The 16,491-nt window shown below is 63.7% G+C and carries 17 protein-coding genes, 2 pseudogenes and 1 riboswitch; of the genes and pseudogenes, 9 read left to right on the top strand and 10 right to left on the bottom strand.

Translation table 11 applies throughout. From position 1 onward, the window contains the following. The first annotated feature begins 56 nt into the window (after positions 1–56). Positions 57–821 (top strand): 3-oxoacyl-ACP reductase, encoded by a 765-nt coding sequence (locus EDD25_RS17170; protein WP_134175780.1) that lies wholly within the window; start codon positions 57–59, stop codon positions 819–821. Between the two features lie 11 nt (positions 822–832). After that, positions 833–2,149 carry an LLM class flavin-dependent oxidoreductase gene (locus EDD25_RS17165; RefSeq protein ID WP_134175778.1) on the top strand — a complete coding sequence of 439 codons (1,317 nt, stop codon included), beginning with the start codon at positions 833–835 and terminating at the stop codon, positions 2,147–2,149. Between the two features lie 2 nt (positions 2,150–2,151). Here EDD25_RS17165 and EDD25_RS17160 read toward each other — a convergent pair whose 3' ends face one another. The 6 genes from EDD25_RS17160 to thiE all read right to left on the bottom strand — a co-directional run bounded on the left by EDD25_RS17160 (position 2,152) and on the right by thiE (position 7,059). Next, entirely contained in the window at positions 2,152–2,946 is a 795-nt protein-coding gene (locus tag EDD25_RS17160) for an ABC transporter ATP-binding protein (protein WP_134175776.1), read from the bottom strand. Then, the gene (locus tag EDD25_RS17155; protein ID WP_134175774.1) at positions 2,939–3,748 is read right to left on the bottom strand and encodes an ABC transporter permease; all 810 of its coding nucleotides are present in this window, start codon (positions 3,746–3,748) and stop codon (positions 2,939–2,941) included. The genes EDD25_RS17160 and EDD25_RS17155 overlap by 8 nt, the downstream gene beginning before the upstream one ends. A gap of 69 nt (positions 3,749–3,817) precedes the next feature. Then, a complete protein-coding gene (locus EDD25_RS17150) occupies positions 3,818–4,837 on the bottom strand; it encodes an ABC transporter substrate-binding protein (protein ID WP_134175772.1) in 1,020 nt (339 codons plus the stop codon). A 95-nt stretch (positions 4,838–4,932) separates the two neighbouring features. Further along, positions 4,933–5,042: riboswitch (TPP riboswitch) on the bottom strand. A gap of 64 nt (positions 5,043–5,106) precedes the next feature. Beyond that, positions 5,107–5,946 (bottom strand): bifunctional hydroxymethylpyrimidine kinase/phosphomethylpyrimidine kinase, encoded by an 840-nt coding sequence (gene thiD / locus EDD25_RS17145; RefSeq protein WP_134175770.1) that lies wholly within the window; start codon positions 5,944–5,946, stop codon positions 5,107–5,109. A 13-nt stretch (positions 5,947–5,959) separates the two neighbouring features. Then, on the bottom strand, positions 5,960–6,214 hold the full coding sequence (locus EDD25_RS17140) for an EamA family transporter (RefSeq protein WP_134175768.1): 255 nt from the start codon (positions 6,212–6,214) through the stop codon (positions 5,960–5,962). A 200-nt stretch (positions 6,215–6,414) separates the two neighbouring features. Next, a complete protein-coding gene (thiE, locus tag EDD25_RS17135; RefSeq protein ID WP_134175766.1) occupies positions 6,415–7,059 on the bottom strand; it encodes a thiamine phosphate synthase in 645 nt (214 codons plus the stop codon). Positions 7,060–7,208: 149 nt separating this feature from the next. Here thiE and thiO point away from each other — a divergent pair, with 149 nt between their 5' ends. The 4 genes from thiO to moeB are packed head-to-tail and all read left to right on the top strand — an operon-like array spanning position 7,209 to position 10,784. After that, on the top strand, positions 7,209–8,525 hold the full coding sequence (gene thiO, locus EDD25_RS17130; protein ID WP_134175764.1) for a glycine oxidase ThiO: 1,317 nt from the start codon (positions 7,209–7,211) through the stop codon (positions 8,523–8,525). After that, complete coding sequence (gene thiS / locus EDD25_RS17125) at positions 8,518–8,790, top strand: sulfur carrier protein ThiS (protein WP_134175762.1); 273 nt, start codon at positions 8,518–8,520, stop codon at positions 8,788–8,790. The genes thiO and thiS overlap by 8 nt, the downstream gene beginning before the upstream one ends. A gap of 3 nt (positions 8,791–8,793) precedes the next feature. Then, positions 8,794–9,615: a thiazole synthase gene (locus EDD25_RS17120; RefSeq protein ID WP_134175760.1), complete on the top strand. Its 822-nt coding sequence runs from the start codon at positions 8,794–8,796 to the stop codon at positions 9,613–9,615. Beyond that, entirely contained in the window at positions 9,612–10,784 is a 1,173-nt protein-coding gene (gene moeB / locus EDD25_RS17115) for a molybdopterin-synthase adenylyltransferase MoeB (protein ID WP_198418912.1), read from the top strand. Before EDD25_RS17120 ends, moeB begins: the two co-directional genes overlap by 4 nt. A 268-nt stretch (positions 10,785–11,052) precedes the next feature. Here moeB and EDD25_RS18405 read toward each other — a convergent pair. Together EDD25_RS18405 and EDD25_RS17105 are read right to left on the bottom strand one after the other, a co-directional pair. Continuing rightward, positions 11,053–11,610: pseudogene (locus tag EDD25_RS18405) on the bottom strand (RES domain-containing protein); the annotation flags it as partial. Positions 11,611–11,616: 6 nt separating this feature from the next. Continuing rightward, positions 11,617–12,006, bottom strand: a complete 390-nt coding sequence (locus EDD25_RS17105; RefSeq protein WP_134175756.1) for a hypothetical protein — start codon at positions 12,004–12,006, stop codon at positions 11,617–11,619. A 427-nt stretch (positions 12,007–12,433) separates the two neighbouring features. On the opposite strand from EDD25_RS17105, the gene EDD25_RS17100 reads away from it, so the two are divergent. From EDD25_RS17100 to EDD25_RS17090, 3 genes and pseudogenes are all read left to right on the top strand, one after another. After that, positions 12,434–14,464: a fructose-specific PTS transporter subunit EIIC gene (locus EDD25_RS17100; RefSeq protein WP_134175754.1), complete on the top strand. Its 2,031-nt coding sequence runs from the start codon at positions 12,434–12,436 to the stop codon at positions 14,462–14,464. A gap of 241 nt (positions 14,465–14,705) precedes the next feature. Continuing rightward, entirely contained in the window at positions 14,706–15,071 is a 366-nt protein-coding gene (locus EDD25_RS17095; RefSeq protein WP_134175752.1) for a transposase, read from the top strand. A gap of 60 nt (positions 15,072–15,131) precedes the next feature. Next, positions 15,132–15,341 (top strand): annotated as a pseudogene (locus tag EDD25_RS17090) (IS3 family transposase); the annotation flags it as partial. Between the two features lie 259 nt (positions 15,342–15,600). Here EDD25_RS17090 and ligD read toward each other — a convergent pair. Continuing rightward, positions 15,601–15,795: a non-homologous end-joining DNA ligase LigD gene (gene ligD, locus EDD25_RS18275; RefSeq protein ID WP_338419650.1), complete on the bottom strand. Its 195-nt coding sequence runs from the start codon at positions 15,793–15,795 to the stop codon at positions 15,601–15,603. 88 nt (positions 15,796–15,883) lie between these two features. Beyond that, positions 15,884–16,387 carry a GNAT family N-acetyltransferase gene (locus EDD25_RS17085; protein WP_166671356.1) on the bottom strand — a complete coding sequence of 168 codons (504 nt, stop codon included), beginning with the start codon at positions 16,385–16,387 and terminating at the stop codon, positions 15,884–15,886. Positions 16,388–16,491 lie beyond the last annotated feature (104 nt).

The following is a 16,491-nucleotide window of genomic DNA, read 5'->3' as shown; positions in this document are numbered from 1 at the left end:
GCACCGTACTGGGGCTGAACCACATCCTTTTGCCTATTTTAAGGTGAAGAAACTCCATGAAATTAGCAGAACAGATTGTCTTGGTCACCGGTGGCGGGCGGGGCCTGGGGCACAGCATCGTGGCGGCCTTCGCCGCGCAGGGCGCCAGAGTGGTCATTAATTATCGCACCAGCGCGGCCAGCGCGCAGGCTCTCGCTGCAGATTATGGCAGTAAGCAGGCGGTTGCTGTGCAGGCCGACGTCACGGACGCCGCTCAGGTTGCGGAACTGCTCGCGGAGGCTGCGGCACATTTCGGTTCCCCCGTCACCACAGTGGTCAATAACGCGCTGGCGGATTTCTCGTTCAACGGTGACGCCCGCTCCGACGCCGTAGGAATCACCTGGGAGGAGTTCGACGCCCAGTTCTCCGGGAGCGTGCGCAGCGCCCTGAACACCACTCAGCAGGCACTGCCCGGCATGCGCGAACTCGGGTTCGGCCGAATTATCAATATTGGCACCAACCTGTTCCAGAACCCGGTGGTCCCGTACCACGACTACACTTCTGCCAAAGCGGCCCTGCTGGCCTTGACTCGTACCCTGGCAGCAGATCTCGGCCAGCACAATATCGCGGTCAATATGGTCTCTGGCGGGCTTTTGCGCACAACGGATGCGAGCGCTGCCACCCCCGAGGAAGTGTTCGATTTCATCGCCGCGGCCACCCCGCTTGGGAAGGTCACCACCCCGGCGGAATTCGCCGACGCCGTTCTGTTCTTCGCTTCCCCCTGGGCGCGGTCCGTCACGGGCCAGAATCTGGTGGTCGACGGCGGCCTGGTGATGAACTGAAAGGGTTCGTAATGTCGAACCCACGCCAGCTCCATTTTAACGCGTTCCTCATGGGCTGCGGCCACCACAGCGCTGCTTGGCGTCGCCCCGGGTCATCACTGGAGCAGCTCGGGGATATTGGTTATTACGAGAGTCTTGCTCAAAACGCGGAACGCGGCCTTTTTGACGCTGTGTTCTTCGCCGATGGGCAGTCCGTTGGCGATGTCGCTGCCGGCCCCCGGTGGTTCTTCGAGCCGTTAACAGCGTTGGCGGCGATGGCGCGGGTCACGAACAGGATCGGTCTGGTCAGCACTGTTTCTGCCACCTTCTATACTCCCTTCCACGCAGCGCGTATGCTCGCCTCCCTCGACCACATCAGTAATGGACGGGTCGGCTGGAACGTGGTCACCTCCATGTTCGATGCCGAGGCCCGCAACCACGGGCTGGAGGCGATGCCCTCCCACGAAGACCGGTACAGCCGGGCGGCCGAGTTCATCGCGGTTGCGCTGCGCCTGTGGGACTCGTGGGCCGATGACGCCCTCATCCTGGATCGGGCCGGACTCTTCGCTGACCCGGCACGAGTGCAACCGATCGATCATGCCGGTGAACACTTCCGCGTGGACGGCCCGTTGACCGTTCCGCGGTCGCCGCAGGGCCGACCGGTGCTGTTCCAAGCCGGCGCGTCCGAGCAGGGTCGGGATCTGGCCGCCCGGTACGCGGAAGGAATCTACGCGGTCGCCTATGATTTGCAGAGCGCCCAGGATTATTACGCGGATGTGAAGCGGCGGATCGCCGCGGCGGGGCGCAACCCGGAGACCGTATCCATCATGCCGGGACTGGTCACCTATGTGGGCTCCACGGAGGCCGAAGCCCGCGCCAAACAGGCCGAGGTCGACGCGCTGCTCCCGGCGGAGCAGTCGTTGGCCCAGTTGAGTGTGTTCGTGCAGGAGGACTGCAGCGGCTGGGAACTGGATGCCCCGGTGCCGCCGTTGGCACCGCTTGGCGACTTCAGCGGCCCGCAGGGCCGGTACGCCACGATTCTGCGCATCATTGAGGCGGAGCAACCCACGGTGCGGCAATTGCTCGGCCGACTCGCCGCCGGGGGCGGCCATTGCACCATGCTCGGCACCCCGGAGCAGATTGCGGACCAGATTGAGCTCTGGTTCCACTCCGGCGCCGCAGACGGATTCAATCTCATGCCACCCCTCCTGCCGGAATCGCTCGATGACTTCATAGACGAGGTCATCCCGGTGCTGCAGAGACGCGGACTCTTCCGCACCGCCTACACCGCGGGTACGTTGCGCGGGAATCTGGGACTGGAGCGGCCTCTGGTGTCACTTCGGCGCTGAAATTAGAGTGACGTGCGGGATTGCTTGTGAAGAGTTGTGAGGAGTTCGAGTTCATGATCCTTGAACACTGCCGAGGTCATCATCGACAGCTGGCGTGGCCTCGGCAGGTCGATGGTGAGGTTCAGTCGCACAGACGTTGGCCGTGCGCTCAAGACGACTACCCGGTCGGCCAAGTAGATCGCTTCGCGAATGTCGTGGGTGATGAGCACTGCGGTCCACGAGTTCCTGGACCACATGTCCTGCAACCAGGATTGCATTTCCGTGCGGGTCAGCGAATCCAGCGCACCGAACGGCTCGTCCAACAAGAGAATGTCTCGGCCCTGAACCACGGTGCGCAGTAGGGCGGCCCTCTGGCGCATACCGCCGGAGAGCTCGAACGGGTGCGATTTCTCGAAACCGGAGAGGCCAAAGGCCGGGAAAAGCGCCTGAGCGGCCAAACGGGCGTTCTGTTTACTCTCGCCGGAAGCTTCGAGGCCGAGAGCGGTGTTCTCAAGGATGGTACGCCAAGGGAAAAGTAGGTCCTTCTGTGGCATGTAGGCACAATGCTCGCGTTCCCCCGTGGCGGCTACGCCATCGACGAGGACGTCGCCTGTGCTGGGCTTTTCCAGTCCGGCCATGATGTTGAACAGGGTGCTCTTGCCGCATCCACTCGGGCCGATGACCGCAACGAATTCTCCCGGCTGTGCGGAGAAAGAGACGTTGTCGATGACCTGCCGTGATTGCCCCTTCCCGAGTTGAAAAGATTTTCCAATGCCGCGCACTTCGACCTTGGGCGTTTTCGGCGGGGCGTTAGACATTCCGGCTCCGGCGTTCTTTCGAGTGCCACGGGATGATCAGCCGCTCGGCGACGTAGGTCAGGAGAAAGAGGGAGATACTCAGCGTCGCGGTGACCACGACGGCGGCGAGGACGAGGTCTGTGCGGAACGAGTTTTTCATCAGGGCCATGTAGATTCCGAGTCCTTGTTGGGCTCCGACGTACTCGGCAAAAATAGCTCCGGTGACCGCGTAGGTGATGCCGATGCGAAGCGCCGTGAAGAAAGACGGGAGGGCGGAGGGAAGTCGGACGTAGATGAACTGTTTCCACCGGTTGGCACCCATGCTCCGCAGCAGATTAGTGGCTTCACGATCGGTTCGGTTGAAACCGTCGATCAGTCCAACCGTGACTGGGAAGAATGTCACCAGTGCGATGACGATGACTTTGGGCAGCACCCCGAAACCGAACCAGATGATCATCAGCGGTGCAATGGCGATGATGGGTATTGTCTGAGATGCCACCAGCAGCGGCATCAGCGCCTGCCGAAGCCACGGCGAGAAGTCGATCACGATGGCCAAGGCCCAGGCGACCGTCAGGGAAACAGCGAAGCCGAGAAGGGTTGCTTGCAGCGTGGGTATGGTGTTCGCCCAGATGGTGTCCCGGGCGTTCCACCCCTGTTCCAGAATGCGCCAAGGGGAGGGGAGGATTGCCGGCTGCACTTGGCCCGCGGTCACGGCAATCTGCCACGCTGCCAGAAGAGCGATGACGATCACCAGAGAGGGAACCAGCGTAGTGAGTGCTGTTTTGACGCCCCGAATTGTTCGGCGGGGAACAGTTTTCGGCATGCTTTCGCCTCGAGTGCTCGTCGGTGCGGTCACAGTGTTCACCTGGTTCGAGTTGCGCGACCGGGAGCGTTACTTCTCGCTGAGGTACTGGTCGGAAAATAGCGTGGAGGTGTCCAAGGGCGCGGTAAGCGGGTCGCCGTTTCCGTCCACCAAAAGGTCGGCCTGGTAGAGGAAATCGGCCAGTTGCTGCCACTGGGCGCTCGTTTGGGTGCCGACCTGGCCGGTGGCGTCTTTGAGGTAGTTAGCGCTCAATTCCTTCTGGCTGCGGTAGACGAGTTCAGTATTTTCGAAGACACCGGGGTTCGCATCGATCAGGATCCTGGCCGCAGCATCCGGGTTGTCAGCGGCGTACTGATACCCCTTCTGGAGGGCCTGAACGAACTCCTTGGTAGCACTGGCGTGTTCCTTGATCCAGCCCTTGTTCCCTTCGACGATCACCGAGTATTGGTCGGGGACGCCGTAGTCAGAGAGGTTGAAGAACTTCATCGGAGTGCCGCGCAGGGACGCATCAATTCCTTCCCAGGTTGTGAAGGCCGACGTGAAGTCGACTTTGCCGGCGTAGAGCGCCTCATAAGCGGAGGTACCAAGCGTGACTTGGGTGAACTTGCCGGTGCCGCCCGCATTCTTGATGGCATGGGACGCTTCCGTGGAGAAGGTGGCGCTCGGACCAGCCGTTCCGAAGATCTTCCCGTCGAGGTCTTTCGGGCTAGTTATGTCCTCGCGGGACGCCAAAACACCGATCGCTGTGGCATCGTGCTGGAGCACCGACATGACCGAAACATTCCCCACCCCCGTTGCCGCCGCAAAAGTGGCGGTGTTCTGAAAGCTGATGCCGAAGTCGGCGGCGCCCGCGTTGATGAGGGCGTCGGTCGACGACTGGCTATAGGGGAGCACCTGAACGTCCAAGCTTGCCTCGGTGAAAAAGCCCTTGTCGATGGCTACATACAGTCCCGTGTGGTTTGTGTTCGGCGTCCAGTCGAGCGCGAAACTAATCGGCGTGGTCTCGTTGCCGGAAGCGGAGCCTAGCGGTGACGCCGACGCGCAGCCGGTCAGCGCTGCCATGGCCGCAAGTGCCAGGGCGCCGATCATCCCCCCTGCACAGCGTCGTCGATTGCGGACGGAATTATTCGAATGTGGTGCGTCCATTGTCGTGCCCTCCTTGAATACTGGGATTTGGGCACGGGATGTGAGATTGATGGCCTCCCTGCGCTGGCATGATCCAGATCAGGTTCAACGGTCGAAGCTTGAAGAGCTCCCTCTCAGCCCGGCTCACCGGACTCCCGTGTACAAAGGCGAGCATAACCGAGAATGGACCCGTTGTGCTTCCGGCCGCCGCATCCCACGGCGGCGGCGATCTGTTAGGCCTTCCCCGCGGCCCAGAGCTGGTGAAAGTGGTGAATGGGGCCGCGCCCAGAGCCGACATGGAGATCGTCGGCATGCCTCAAACTGTCCTGCAGCCAGGCCTTGGTCACAGTCAACGCCTCGTTCCAATCATTGTGCCGCGCTTGGAGAGTTGCCATTGCCGAGGACATTGAGCATCCTGTCCCGTGCGTGTTGGAGGTGGCCACTCGCGGGGCGCTCACCTGGATGATCTGGCGGTGGCCGGCTAGCTCGCCCTGGGCATCAACCAAGGCGTCCGGACACTGGGCCCCCTCCAGATGGCCGCCCTTGACCAGCACGATGACGTTGTGGGCGGCTGAAAGTCGGTGTCCCTGCTCAAGCGCTTGCGACCAGGCGAGGGCTGTCGGCTCTCGAAGCAGCACCCCCAGTTCCGCCAGATTCGGAGTGACAAGGTCGGCACGATTGAGCAGTCGGATCACGGCCTCTTCGGCCGCCGGTTCCAACAGCCGATCCCCGCTGGTGGCGACCATCACCGGGTCCACGACCACTACCGGGGGGTTCACTTCTTTGAGCCAGAGATCTACCACGTCGACGATTTGCGCATTGCCCAGCATGCCGATTTTGACCGCGTCGATGGTGACGTCGTCGCTGACGGCCCTCAGCTGCTCGCGCAGGAACTGCGCGGGCGGGATGTGCACGGAGCGGACCCCGTGGGTGTTCTGAGCGACGAGCGCGGTCACGACGGCCATGCCGTAGCCGCCGTGCGCGGAGATGCTCTTCAAGTCCGCTTGGATCCCTGCACCGCCGGTGGGGTCTGTGCCGGCAATGCTGAGTACGCGGGGGATGGGCTGGGTCATCGAATGTATTCCTCTACGAAACGTTTGGGGGCTGACGGCACCGGATCGGCCAGGTGGCGAGGACGGCGAGCGGGGCGCAACGAACTGAGAGCGACACCGGCGAAGACGAGCACCCCGGCCGTTCACGCACGAGGATCGCCGCAAGCACCACCATCATCACGGCCGGATTGGCCGCATTGATGAGCGACGCAGGCTGCGGCGTCGTGTACTGCAGCGCCGTGTACAGCAGCAGGTTGTACCCGGCGATACCAAGCAAGGCGAGCAGCAAGAGCCGAGGTCACGAGTCTGCCACCACGCGTCAGTCTGGCTTCTCCACGATCTGGGCGAGGAGGAGCAGCGGGATGCACGCGAGCAGTCAGCGTAACCAAGTGAGTTCCACGGGCGACATAGTCTGCACCGCGATATGCCCGACAATGTAGCTGCCGGCCCACATTAGTGTGGCCAGAACGAGCGCGATCGATGCCTTCACTACGCGAGCGAGGGTAGGCAGGCGCGCAGCTGTCGGGCGGCCTCCGTGGGGTCGTCGGCCTCGGTGATTGCGCGCACGACCACGACGCGGCTCGCGCCGGCGGCCACGACCTGCTGGACATTGCCGAGGTCGATGCCACCAATGGCGAACCAGGGAAGACTGCTCTTGGAGTGCCGTACTTGTTCGGCCGCGTAGCGCACGAGCTCCGCGCCTACCGCACTCCGCCCCGGTTTCGTCGGCGTCGCCCACACCGGACCGACGCAGAAGTAGTCCAGTCGAGGGTCTACCAACGCGGCGCTCACCTGCTGTGGGGTGTGGCTGGAACGGCCGATCACGGTCGCTTTGCCCACCAGCTGACGGGCATCGGGCACCGACAGATCCTTCTGCCCAACATGTAACACCGGGGCCTCGCTCAGAACGGCGATATCGGCCCGGTCGTTCACTGCCCACAGCTTGCCGTGGCGCTCGGCAACCGCCCTCAGGACGCTCAGAAGTTCCAGTTCTTCGGCGGCCTCGATCGATTTGTCCCTCAGCTGGATCACGTCCACGCCGCCGGCGAAAGCGGCATCCAGGAACGATGGGAAGTCATTCTCCGTTTTACGGGCGTTGGTGCAAAGGTACAGCTGGACATGGTCGAGGTACATAAGAACTAGACTAAAGGCGATCTACGGGAGCCTGCACCACCAGGGGAGACAGGCTGAGAGGGCATCGGTTATTCACTTACCGGCCGACCGTGTTGCTCGCGCAACGAGACCTGATCCGGCTAATACCGGCGTAGGGAAGGAACAGCTTCATGGTCGAACCAGCCGTGCTGTGCACCGTGGATGTCGCCGTCATCGGCGCTGGCATTGTGGGCCTCGGAATCGCCTGGGCGGTGGCAGAGTCGGGTCGCACCGTGGCCATAATCGACCCGGCGCCAGCCTCGGGTGCAACCTATGCCGCGGCCGGAATGCTCGCGGCCGTCAGTGAATTGCACTATAAGGAGGAGGACCTCCTCGAGCTGACGCTGGCGTCGGCAGCCCTATACCCCGACTTCGTGCGCCCACTCTCGAGTGACACCGGCGACACCGGTTACCGTATGACACGCACCCTCGTGGTGGGCGCCGACGCGGCAGACCGGCAGGCGCTGGCCGATTTGCGCGGCGCGCAACTGGCGCAGGGGCTCTCGGTGACGCCGCTGCGCATCCGTGAAGCGCGCGCCCTCGAACCGATGCTCTCGTCCCAGCTGTCGGGCGCGTTTAGCGTCGACGACGACCACCAAGTTGACCCCCGGCGGTTGGCCGCGCAGCTGCTGGCCGCGATCAAGGCCCGGGCGACGCTGGATGCCTGGGCGCACGATCACCTGATTCGGCAGAACGCCATCGGGCTGCTGCACAGCACGCAGACGGATGCTGCCTCCCGGGTCACCGGCGTCAGCCTTGTCGATGGGAGCACGGTTCGGTGTGACGAGGTCATCGTCGCGAACGGACTCGGTGCGGCCAATCTCGACAGGCTGCCCGCCGGGCTGAAACTTCCGCTGCGCCCGGTATACGGGGACATCCTGCGCCTGCGCGTTCCCGAGCACCTCCGGCCGCTGCTCACCGCCACGATCCGTGGCGTCGTGCGCGGGTTACCGGTGTATCTGGTGCCGCGCTCCGACGGAACGATCGTGCTCGGCGCGACATCGAGGGAAGACGGGTCTTCCGCGGTATCGGCCGGCGGCGTGCACCGACTGCTGCGTGACGCGCAGGTGCTCGTGCCCGCTGTCGCCGAGCTCGAACTCGTTGAGTGCACCGCCCGTGCGCGCCCCGGAACGCCTGACAATGCGCCGCTGCTCGGCCGTGTTTCCCGCCGCCCGGTATCGCCGGACTCTGGTCCTGCGCCCGAAGGCCGTGACGACGAGCCAGGCGAGGTCATCCCCGGCCTTATCGTCGCCACGGGATTCTTTCGCCACGGTGTGCTGCTCACTCCGATCGCGGCGCAGGTGTGTGTGCAGCTGCTGGACGGCTTCGTCGACGCCCGGTGGCTAAGATTTCGTCCTGACCGCTATTCTGTGCCTAGCGAATCCGCCGCACCGATCGAATCCGCCGTGCCGGCCACTCCCGCCGCGCAGGAAGCAGCCCATGTCTGACACCAGAGCAGTCCACACGCCGCCCCCCGCCAGTATTACTCTCAACGGAGCCCCGCGTTCGCTCGCGGTCGGCGAGACCGTCACCGATCTTGTCGCCGGCGCGACCGGCCGGCAGATCGCGGCCGACGGGCAGGCCGTTGACGGCGGCCGGCTCGGCGTTGCCGTGGCCCGCAATTCCGAAGTGGTGCCACGCAGCCGCTGGGCCACCACGGTTCTCGAAGCCGGCGACGACGTCGAAGTCGTCACCGCAGTACAGGGCGGCTGAACGATGTCCACGAGCGTCGCAACACCCACGGTCGGGCCGGGCCCAGAGGAGTCCAACGAGGACCTGTTGGTGATCGACGGGGTGCCGTTCACGTCTCGCCTCATCATGGGCACGGGCGGTTCCCCCAGCCTGCTTGGGTTGGGCGGGGCACTGCTCGCCTCGGGTACCCAGCTCACCACCGTCGCCATGCGCCGTTATAGCCCCGACGTGGCCGGGTCACTGTTCGACCTGCTGGACCTGCACAACATTCGGGTATTGCCCAACACGGCCGGCTGCTTCACGGCGCGCGAAGCGGTGCTCACGGCCGAGCTTGCCAGGGAGGCGCTCGACACCAACTGGGTGAAGCTTGAGGTCATCGCTGACGAGCACACTCTACTGCCCGACGCCGTTGAGCTCGTCGACGCGACGGAACAACTGGTCAGCCGCGGTTTCGCGGTCTTCGCGTATACGAACGACGATCCGGTTCTTGCACTGCGGCTCGAGAACCTCGGAGCCGCCGCTGTCATGCCCCTCGGTGCCCCAATCGGCACGGGGCTCGGCATTCTCAACCCGCATAACATCGAGCTCATTGTGGCCAGGGCCAAGATTCCGGTAGTGCTGGATGCCGGCATCGGAACCGCCTCGGACGCCGCGCTGGCCATGGAGCTGGGCTGCGATGCAGTGCTCCTGGCCACCGCCGTGACTCGCGCGCAGAATCCCGGGATGATGGCTGCTGCCTTCAAGCATGCCGTCATCGCCGGGCGCCTCGCGGCTCGCGCTGGACGTATTCCCAAACGAGAACATGCCCAGGCTTCGTCGTCCATGGGGGGACGGCCCGACCTGTGAACACGCTTCCGCCCCTCGTAGAACCGGCCGATGGGCTCACCCGCGAGGAACTGGAACGCTATTCGCGGCACGTGATGATCCCCGAGATTGGCACGCTCGGTCAGCGTCGGCTGAAGAATGCCCGAGTGCTCGTGGTCGGTGCCGGGGGTCTCGGATCCCCGGTTCTGCTCTATCTTGCTGCCGCCGGTGTCGGCACGCTAGGGATCGTCGACGACGACGTGGTCGACCTCAGCAACCTGCAACGCCAGGTCATTCATGGCATGAACGACGTGGGGCGCACCAAACTAGAGTCCGCGCACGACGCCGTTGCCCGGCTCAACCCGCTCGTCACCGTGCAGCTGCACGATGCCCGGCTGACCGCACAGAATGCCCTCGACGTGATGGCCGGCTACGACCTCATCGTGGACGGAACCGACAATTTCGCCAGCCGCTACCTAATCAGCGATACCGCGGCCCTGCTCGGCGTGCCCTGCGTGTGGGGCGCGATCTACCGATTCGACGGGCAGGTGAGCGTCTTCTGGGAAAAGCACGGTCCCACCTACCGCGACCTGTACCCAGAAGCCCCGCCGGCCGGCTCGATGCCGTCGTGCGCTGAGGGCGGCGTCTTCGGCATGCTGTGCGCAGCAGTGGGATCGATGATGGTGACGGATGCCGTCAAGCTCATCACCGGCGTTGGCCGCACGCTGCTCGGCCGCGTTCTACTGTTCGACGCACTGGCCTCATCATGGCGGGAGATCGGGCTATCGCAAGACCCAGACCGCGCGCCGGTCACCGCTCTGGCCGACTACGAACTGTCCTGCGGGTTGGCGCCGACACCGATGACGGATTCCGACGCGACGATCACCGTTCGCGAGCTGGCCACCATGCTTGAACGCCGCGATGCGGGACTGATCGACTTCGACCTGATCGACGTGAGGGAGCCCAGCGAACGCGAGATCGAGAGCATCCCGGGCTCACGGCTGGTGTCCCAGGGCCGGATCTTCGCCGGCGATGCCGAGCACGAACTGCCGCGCGACCGGGATCTGGTGCTGCACTGCACGGCCGGGTCGCGCTCGGCCGCAGTACTCGCCGAACTGCAGCGGCGCGGCTACTCGCGGGTGAAGCACCTGCACGGAGGAATGCGCGCCTGGGTTACTACGGTTCAGACCCCTAATCGAGAAATCCGTTGATGCCCGAGTACGAACGTCGGTGAACTGCACTCCCACAGCCAAGGAGGAGCTTGGTGAGTTATTAGTGATTTCGCGGGCAAGCAGAAACGTTCACTTCAGACCCCGATAAGGTCAGTCGGACCAGGCCAGTCCGAGGATGGCGAACGCCTCGACTAGCTCGGCGGTTTCTGGAGTGAGTACCACCGAGACGATGCCTGCAAGAATGAGGAGACACATCAGCATCAGCCGACGGCCGCTCAAAGATCGCCCACAGGGGAAGGTCATCGCCGTGGCGGGATCTGAATTGGATGCCATCAACAGTGGGATCAGTCAGCTGGTAGAGCCAGCTGGCGACCGAGCGAGTGAGGTCGCGTGGGCCTGAATCCTTCAGCGCGGCCGCGTCAAAGTCAGTCGCGCCCAACTCGTGAGCCAGCAAGGCGAATCGTGGCCGTAACGCCGAGATGGTTCCAGTGGCTGTCACCATACAGAAAGATCCATGCACACGGGCGCTGGATGCACACCGGTCCTCGAGCCAGCGATAGCTCACGAAAGCCGGTGGCCGGGCGGGATATTCTTCTGTGTCCGCCGGATCCTCAAAGATTTGATCCAAAGCATCGGCGAGAGGGGCGTCTACCCGGTACTTCGCGAGAACTTCGATCAGGCACGCGAGAAGTGAATCGCCGGCATAGACCGTCCGAAACTGCCCATGAACGTCATCCCAGCGACCGTTGAAACGCCCGCCTTCGGCGGCGTACTTCCAGTCGCTGCACGCCCACGGTTCGGGACGGAATCCGACCCGCCACAGCTGTTGGTCGACAGTGACAATGGCCAGGTCTGTGTCACTCACGCCCGCTCAGCCGAACGCCACGAAGGAACGAGCCGCCGCGAGCACAGCGGGGCCCGCAGTCTCGAGCTCTTGCTCCCGCAGGACTCGCGCTGGCGAGACGTCGTTCAGTTCCGGGTTCATTCCCTGGAACCAACTTGCGACGGTCGACGCCGATTCGCGGTCCCTCAGCATCGCCATGACATAGAACGACGTACGCAACCGGAGCACAACGTCGCTCGACGGCGTCCTTGTTCCTTCCGCCCACTCTCGCACGGCGCGGGTCTCACGAACGCCTCCCAAATACGCCACGAGCTTCGCGCCCAATGTCTCCCGCAGCCCTCCAACGATTTCAGCCGTCGAAAGCCGAAGGGAATCTTCGTAGCCCCGACGTCCCGGACGTGCCGTTGTAGTACTCATACACTCATCCCACACCACCTACACGGAAAAGGCAAGTAGATCACTGTCGTAAAAGCATTTTGATCACACTCGCAATCCCACCCCAAATGACCGATAATAACTATTATGTCAATACGTAATGCATCTATTGCAACAGATGCACGATTGCTCTCCCCTCTCGTTGAAACCGCCGCAAGGCCGGATATATGTTGCAGTTGGGGCAGCAGACCGGGATTTTAATCGGACGAGTCTTACGGGATATGTCAGAACGAACGGGTTCACGTTTCCCGCAGGAGCCACGGGTGTACGCAGTCCTTCCTTCGGCCGCCAAGCAGCCTCGTGGCCCCGTTCATTCGGGGAGTAACCTAAATTCATCGGCTCTTGGGCTCATCTGCTCCGCCTCCGGTACACGCTCGATTCCGGTCAGTCATTCAGGAAGGACCACATCATGCCCACAAACCACGCTGATCCCACGCAGGCGTCCGGCCAACCGTCGTCCCACAGCACATTAATCCTCGCCATCACGGCCTGTCCCACCGGGATTGCCCATACGTACATGGCGGCGGAGAAGCTGGAGAGCGCGGCCGCGATCCTCGGCTACAGGCTGAGGGTCGAGACCCACGGCTCGGTCGGCATCGAGGGCACCTTCAGCCAGGACGAGATCGACCGGGCGGATGCGATCGTCATCGCCGCCGACACCCAGGTCGACCTGTCCCGCTTCGCGGGCAAACGCCTTGTTTCGGCGCGGGTCGCCGATGGTATCCACCGCCCGCAGGAGCTCATCGCCGACGCCCTTGCCGCGACGCCCCGAGCACCGGACAACGCCGGTTCCGCGCCCGCCGCGGGCGCCGGGTCGACGACCGGCGCATCCGACTTCGGTGGCCTGCTCTACCAGGCGCTGATGAACGGCGTGTCGTACATGATCCCGTTTGTAGTGGTCGGCGGGCTGCTCATCGCGATCTCCCTTTCGCTCGGCGGTGCGGCAACTCCACAGGGCCTCGTCATTCCCGAGGGCAGCTTCTGGCTCACGATCAATAAGATCGGCGCCCTCGGGTTCACCCTGATGGTGCCCATCCTCTCGGGCTACATTGCCTTCGCGATCGCCGACCGGCCGGGCCTCGCCCCCGGCATGATCTGCGGCTGGATCGCCACGACCGGATCGTTCTACAACTCCGAGTCGGGCGCCGGCTTCATCGGCGGCATCGTCACCGGCTTCCTCGTTGGCTTCGTCGCCCTCGGGATCAAGAAGATCCCGGTGCACCGCTTCATCAAACCGATCATGCCGATCCTCGTGATCCCCGTGCTCACCACGGTCATCGTCGGTGGCGCCTTCGTGCTCGCCCTCGGCCAGCCGATCAGCTGGGTGTTCTCGACGATGAGCACCTTCCTCACCGGACTCCAGGGCGGCAGCGTCATCGTCCTCGGCCTCATCCTCGGCGCCATGATCGCCTTCGACATGGGCGGCCCCGTCAACAAGACGGCGTTCCTGTTCGGTGCCGCGCTGATCGCATCCGGCAACCCGGCCCCGATGGGCATGGTCGCCGCCGCGATCGCGGTGCCGCCGCTCGGCATGGGCCTGGCCACGCTCATCCGCGGCCGATACTTCTCCAAGCCCGAACGTGAGGCCGGAATCGCCGCGCTCTTCATTGGCTTCTTCGGCATCACCGAAGGCGCGATCCCGCTCGCCGCGGCCAAGCCGCTCCAGGTCATCCCCGCGAACATGATCGGCGGCGCCATTGCCGGCGGCATCGCGGCTCTGTCCGGCGTGACGGACTCCGTACCGCACGGCGGACCCATCGTCGCCGTCTTCGGCGCCGTCTCCGGAGTGCCGATGTACTTCGCAGCCCTCATCGCCGGCGCCCTCGTGACAGCCCTCGTCTCGCTGTTACTACTCAGTATTTCCGCGCGCCGCACCGCACGCCACACCACCACAGCGAGCGCGGACGCCGTTCTTCCCGCCCCTACAGACGCACCCGCCGCGCCTGAGAAAAAGACCGTGCTCGACTACATTGACGAACGTACGATCGTGCTCGATGTCGATGAAACCGACCGCGACGGGATGATCCGCACCCTCACCGGGCTGATGAGCGCCACTGGCCGGGTCACGGACCAAACGGCGGTCGCCCAGGCCGCCTTCGACCGCGAGCAGACTGCCACGACAGGCATCGGTGACGGGATCGCCATTCCGCACGCGAAGTCCGACGGCGTCAGCTCCCCGGTGATCGCTTTCGCCCGCAGTCGGGGCGGCATCGACTGGAACTCGCCAGATGGCACCAAGGCCACCCTGATCTTCATGATCGCCGTTCCCGACGCCGCGGCCGGCACTGAGCACCTCACCGTGCTCGCGCAGTTGTCCCGCTGCCTGATGAAGCCCGCATTCCGCGCCGCCATCCAGGCTGCCATGACCCCTGCCGAGGTACTCCAGGCCATCGCGGTCGGCGTCGGTCCACGCTCGGCCGAGCCCACGGGCGTCAGCTAGTTTGCCGATTGCTCTATGTCTGGGCCCCCCACTAAGCGTTGGGTCTCACAGCCACGCCTGAAGAGATTGGTGACGGCGCCCGTTGCAGCGCGCCGGTTCCGTGTCTCGTCGAAGGTCGTCATCGATCACAAGCGGTACTTGTCAGCGGCGATGGTGACCCTCAATGCGATGCTCGTGCATGCACCTGAATTGATGCGCAAAGAGACCGCCCGGAAGACCCAAATCATGCTCGCCCGCCACCATGATCGAGGACCTCGTCACGCAGACCGCACCCCAGCTGATCGAACCCTTCGGCATCGGCGCTGACACCGCCGCAGAAATCCTCATCGTCGCCGGCGATAACCCCGAACGGATCAAATCCGAGGCAGCGTTCGCGAAACTCGCCGGAATCAGCCCGATCCCAACCAGCTCGGGCATGACCTCCGGGAAGCACCGCACCGACCATGGCGGCCACCGACAACTCAACGCCACGATCTACCGCGTCGTGATCGGCCGAATGCGCTTCCACGAGCCCACGATCGCCTACGTGACCCGCCGCACAGCACAAAGCAAATCCAAGCGCGACATCATCCGCTGCCTCAAGCGCTACGTCATCCGAGAGGTCTAGCACCTCATCACCGCCAACCCGAAAACCGCCGAAATCGCAGCTTGACACCCTGTGAGCATCAACGCTGTCGCCGAGTCGTTCTTCTCGCATATGAAGACCGAGATGTTCTACCAGCAGCACTTCGACAATCACCTCGCCGCGCGCACCGCGGTGATGGAATACATCGAGTCCTGGTACAACCGGCGTCGGCCCCACGCCAACAACGGAGGACTACAACCGGCCGCAGCTCTCGCCGCTTACCAAGACCGCCGCCAGCTGGCTGCGGCATAGAAGAAAAACACATCGAACTGTCTCAAGAACTTGACGGGCACACCATCGCACGATGGCTCACCACGTCGACAATCCGACGCTCAACGCCACTAGGCAACAAAAAGACCTCACGGCTGCTTGACACAGATAGGAGCATCCACCACGCGGGACGTGACCTTCCTATTAGCGATCACCTGATACCAATCCGGCCCGGTGACAACACCCCGGATCATGAACGACTGGAGGCAAGAATCATGCCGGACCCGACGGGCCAACGCCCTCAGATACTCACACCATCCGAGGATGCGAACAAGGTAGCGGGGGTCTTCGAGAAGTACTGCTCGCCGTCGATCCCGGCGGGAACCCGCTGCAGCGACACAGATCGGTCCTCGTTTGCTCGTACAAATGGCTCCCCCACCGCCATCAGATAGTGGGCCAGATCCAGCTTCGTGAGACCCCGTCCCGGCCAGAGCACCCGGCTCGGGCTCTACAGTCGTTCCTAGCATTGCCCATGTGGTCCCTCGAGCAGAATCTAGAACCGGGCACGGCCAGGCCACAAAGAGCTACGAAACGGATGCCGCGAGCAGCGCGACGGCGACCGTTTCGCCCTTGTTGGACTGCTCGCCGATCGTCGTGAAACCGAGACGTGAGTGGAAGGCCAGCGACCGCGGATTGGGCGGAAAGGTATTCACTTCGCAAACCACTTCGGCGACGTGGGCCTCGCGGGCAGCCTGAAAGACCGAGGCGTAGAGCACTTCGCCGAGGCCCTGGCTTCGTACGTTCGGCGCCACGACGATGCGGTCCACGTAGAGGAAGTCGCTCGATCGGGCCTCAAACCAGCGATAGCTTTCGCTGGCGTACTCGGCGAATGGGGCAAAGCCGATCACGAAACCAACCACGGTTCGCACATCCCCCACCGTCGTGACCACGACCGAATGAGCAGCAGTTGCCACGAGGGCTGCAAGCGAATCAGCGTCAAGAGCATTGACGGCGGGAACTGCCTCGTTGTTGAGCGTGAGCACCTGGGGAAGATCGAGAGAGTCGAGGGAGCGAAGCGCATGCGTCATGAGTTCCACGATACCCAGCAGAGCTGAACGAAGTGACAAAGAGGCGGCCTCGGGAGCGGCGCAGCCTCGGGCGAGCAGCATCGGCTTGCGCGAGCCAGCGTGCG

The organism is Cryobacterium psychrophilum, assembly GCF_004365915.1.
GTDB classification, from domain to species: Bacteria; Actinomycetota; Actinomycetes; order Actinomycetales; family Microbacteriaceae; genus Cryobacterium; species Cryobacterium psychrophilum.
The sequence above is the reverse complement of the archived record's forward strand: the minus strand, read 5'-3'. Positions and strand labels throughout refer to the sequence as shown.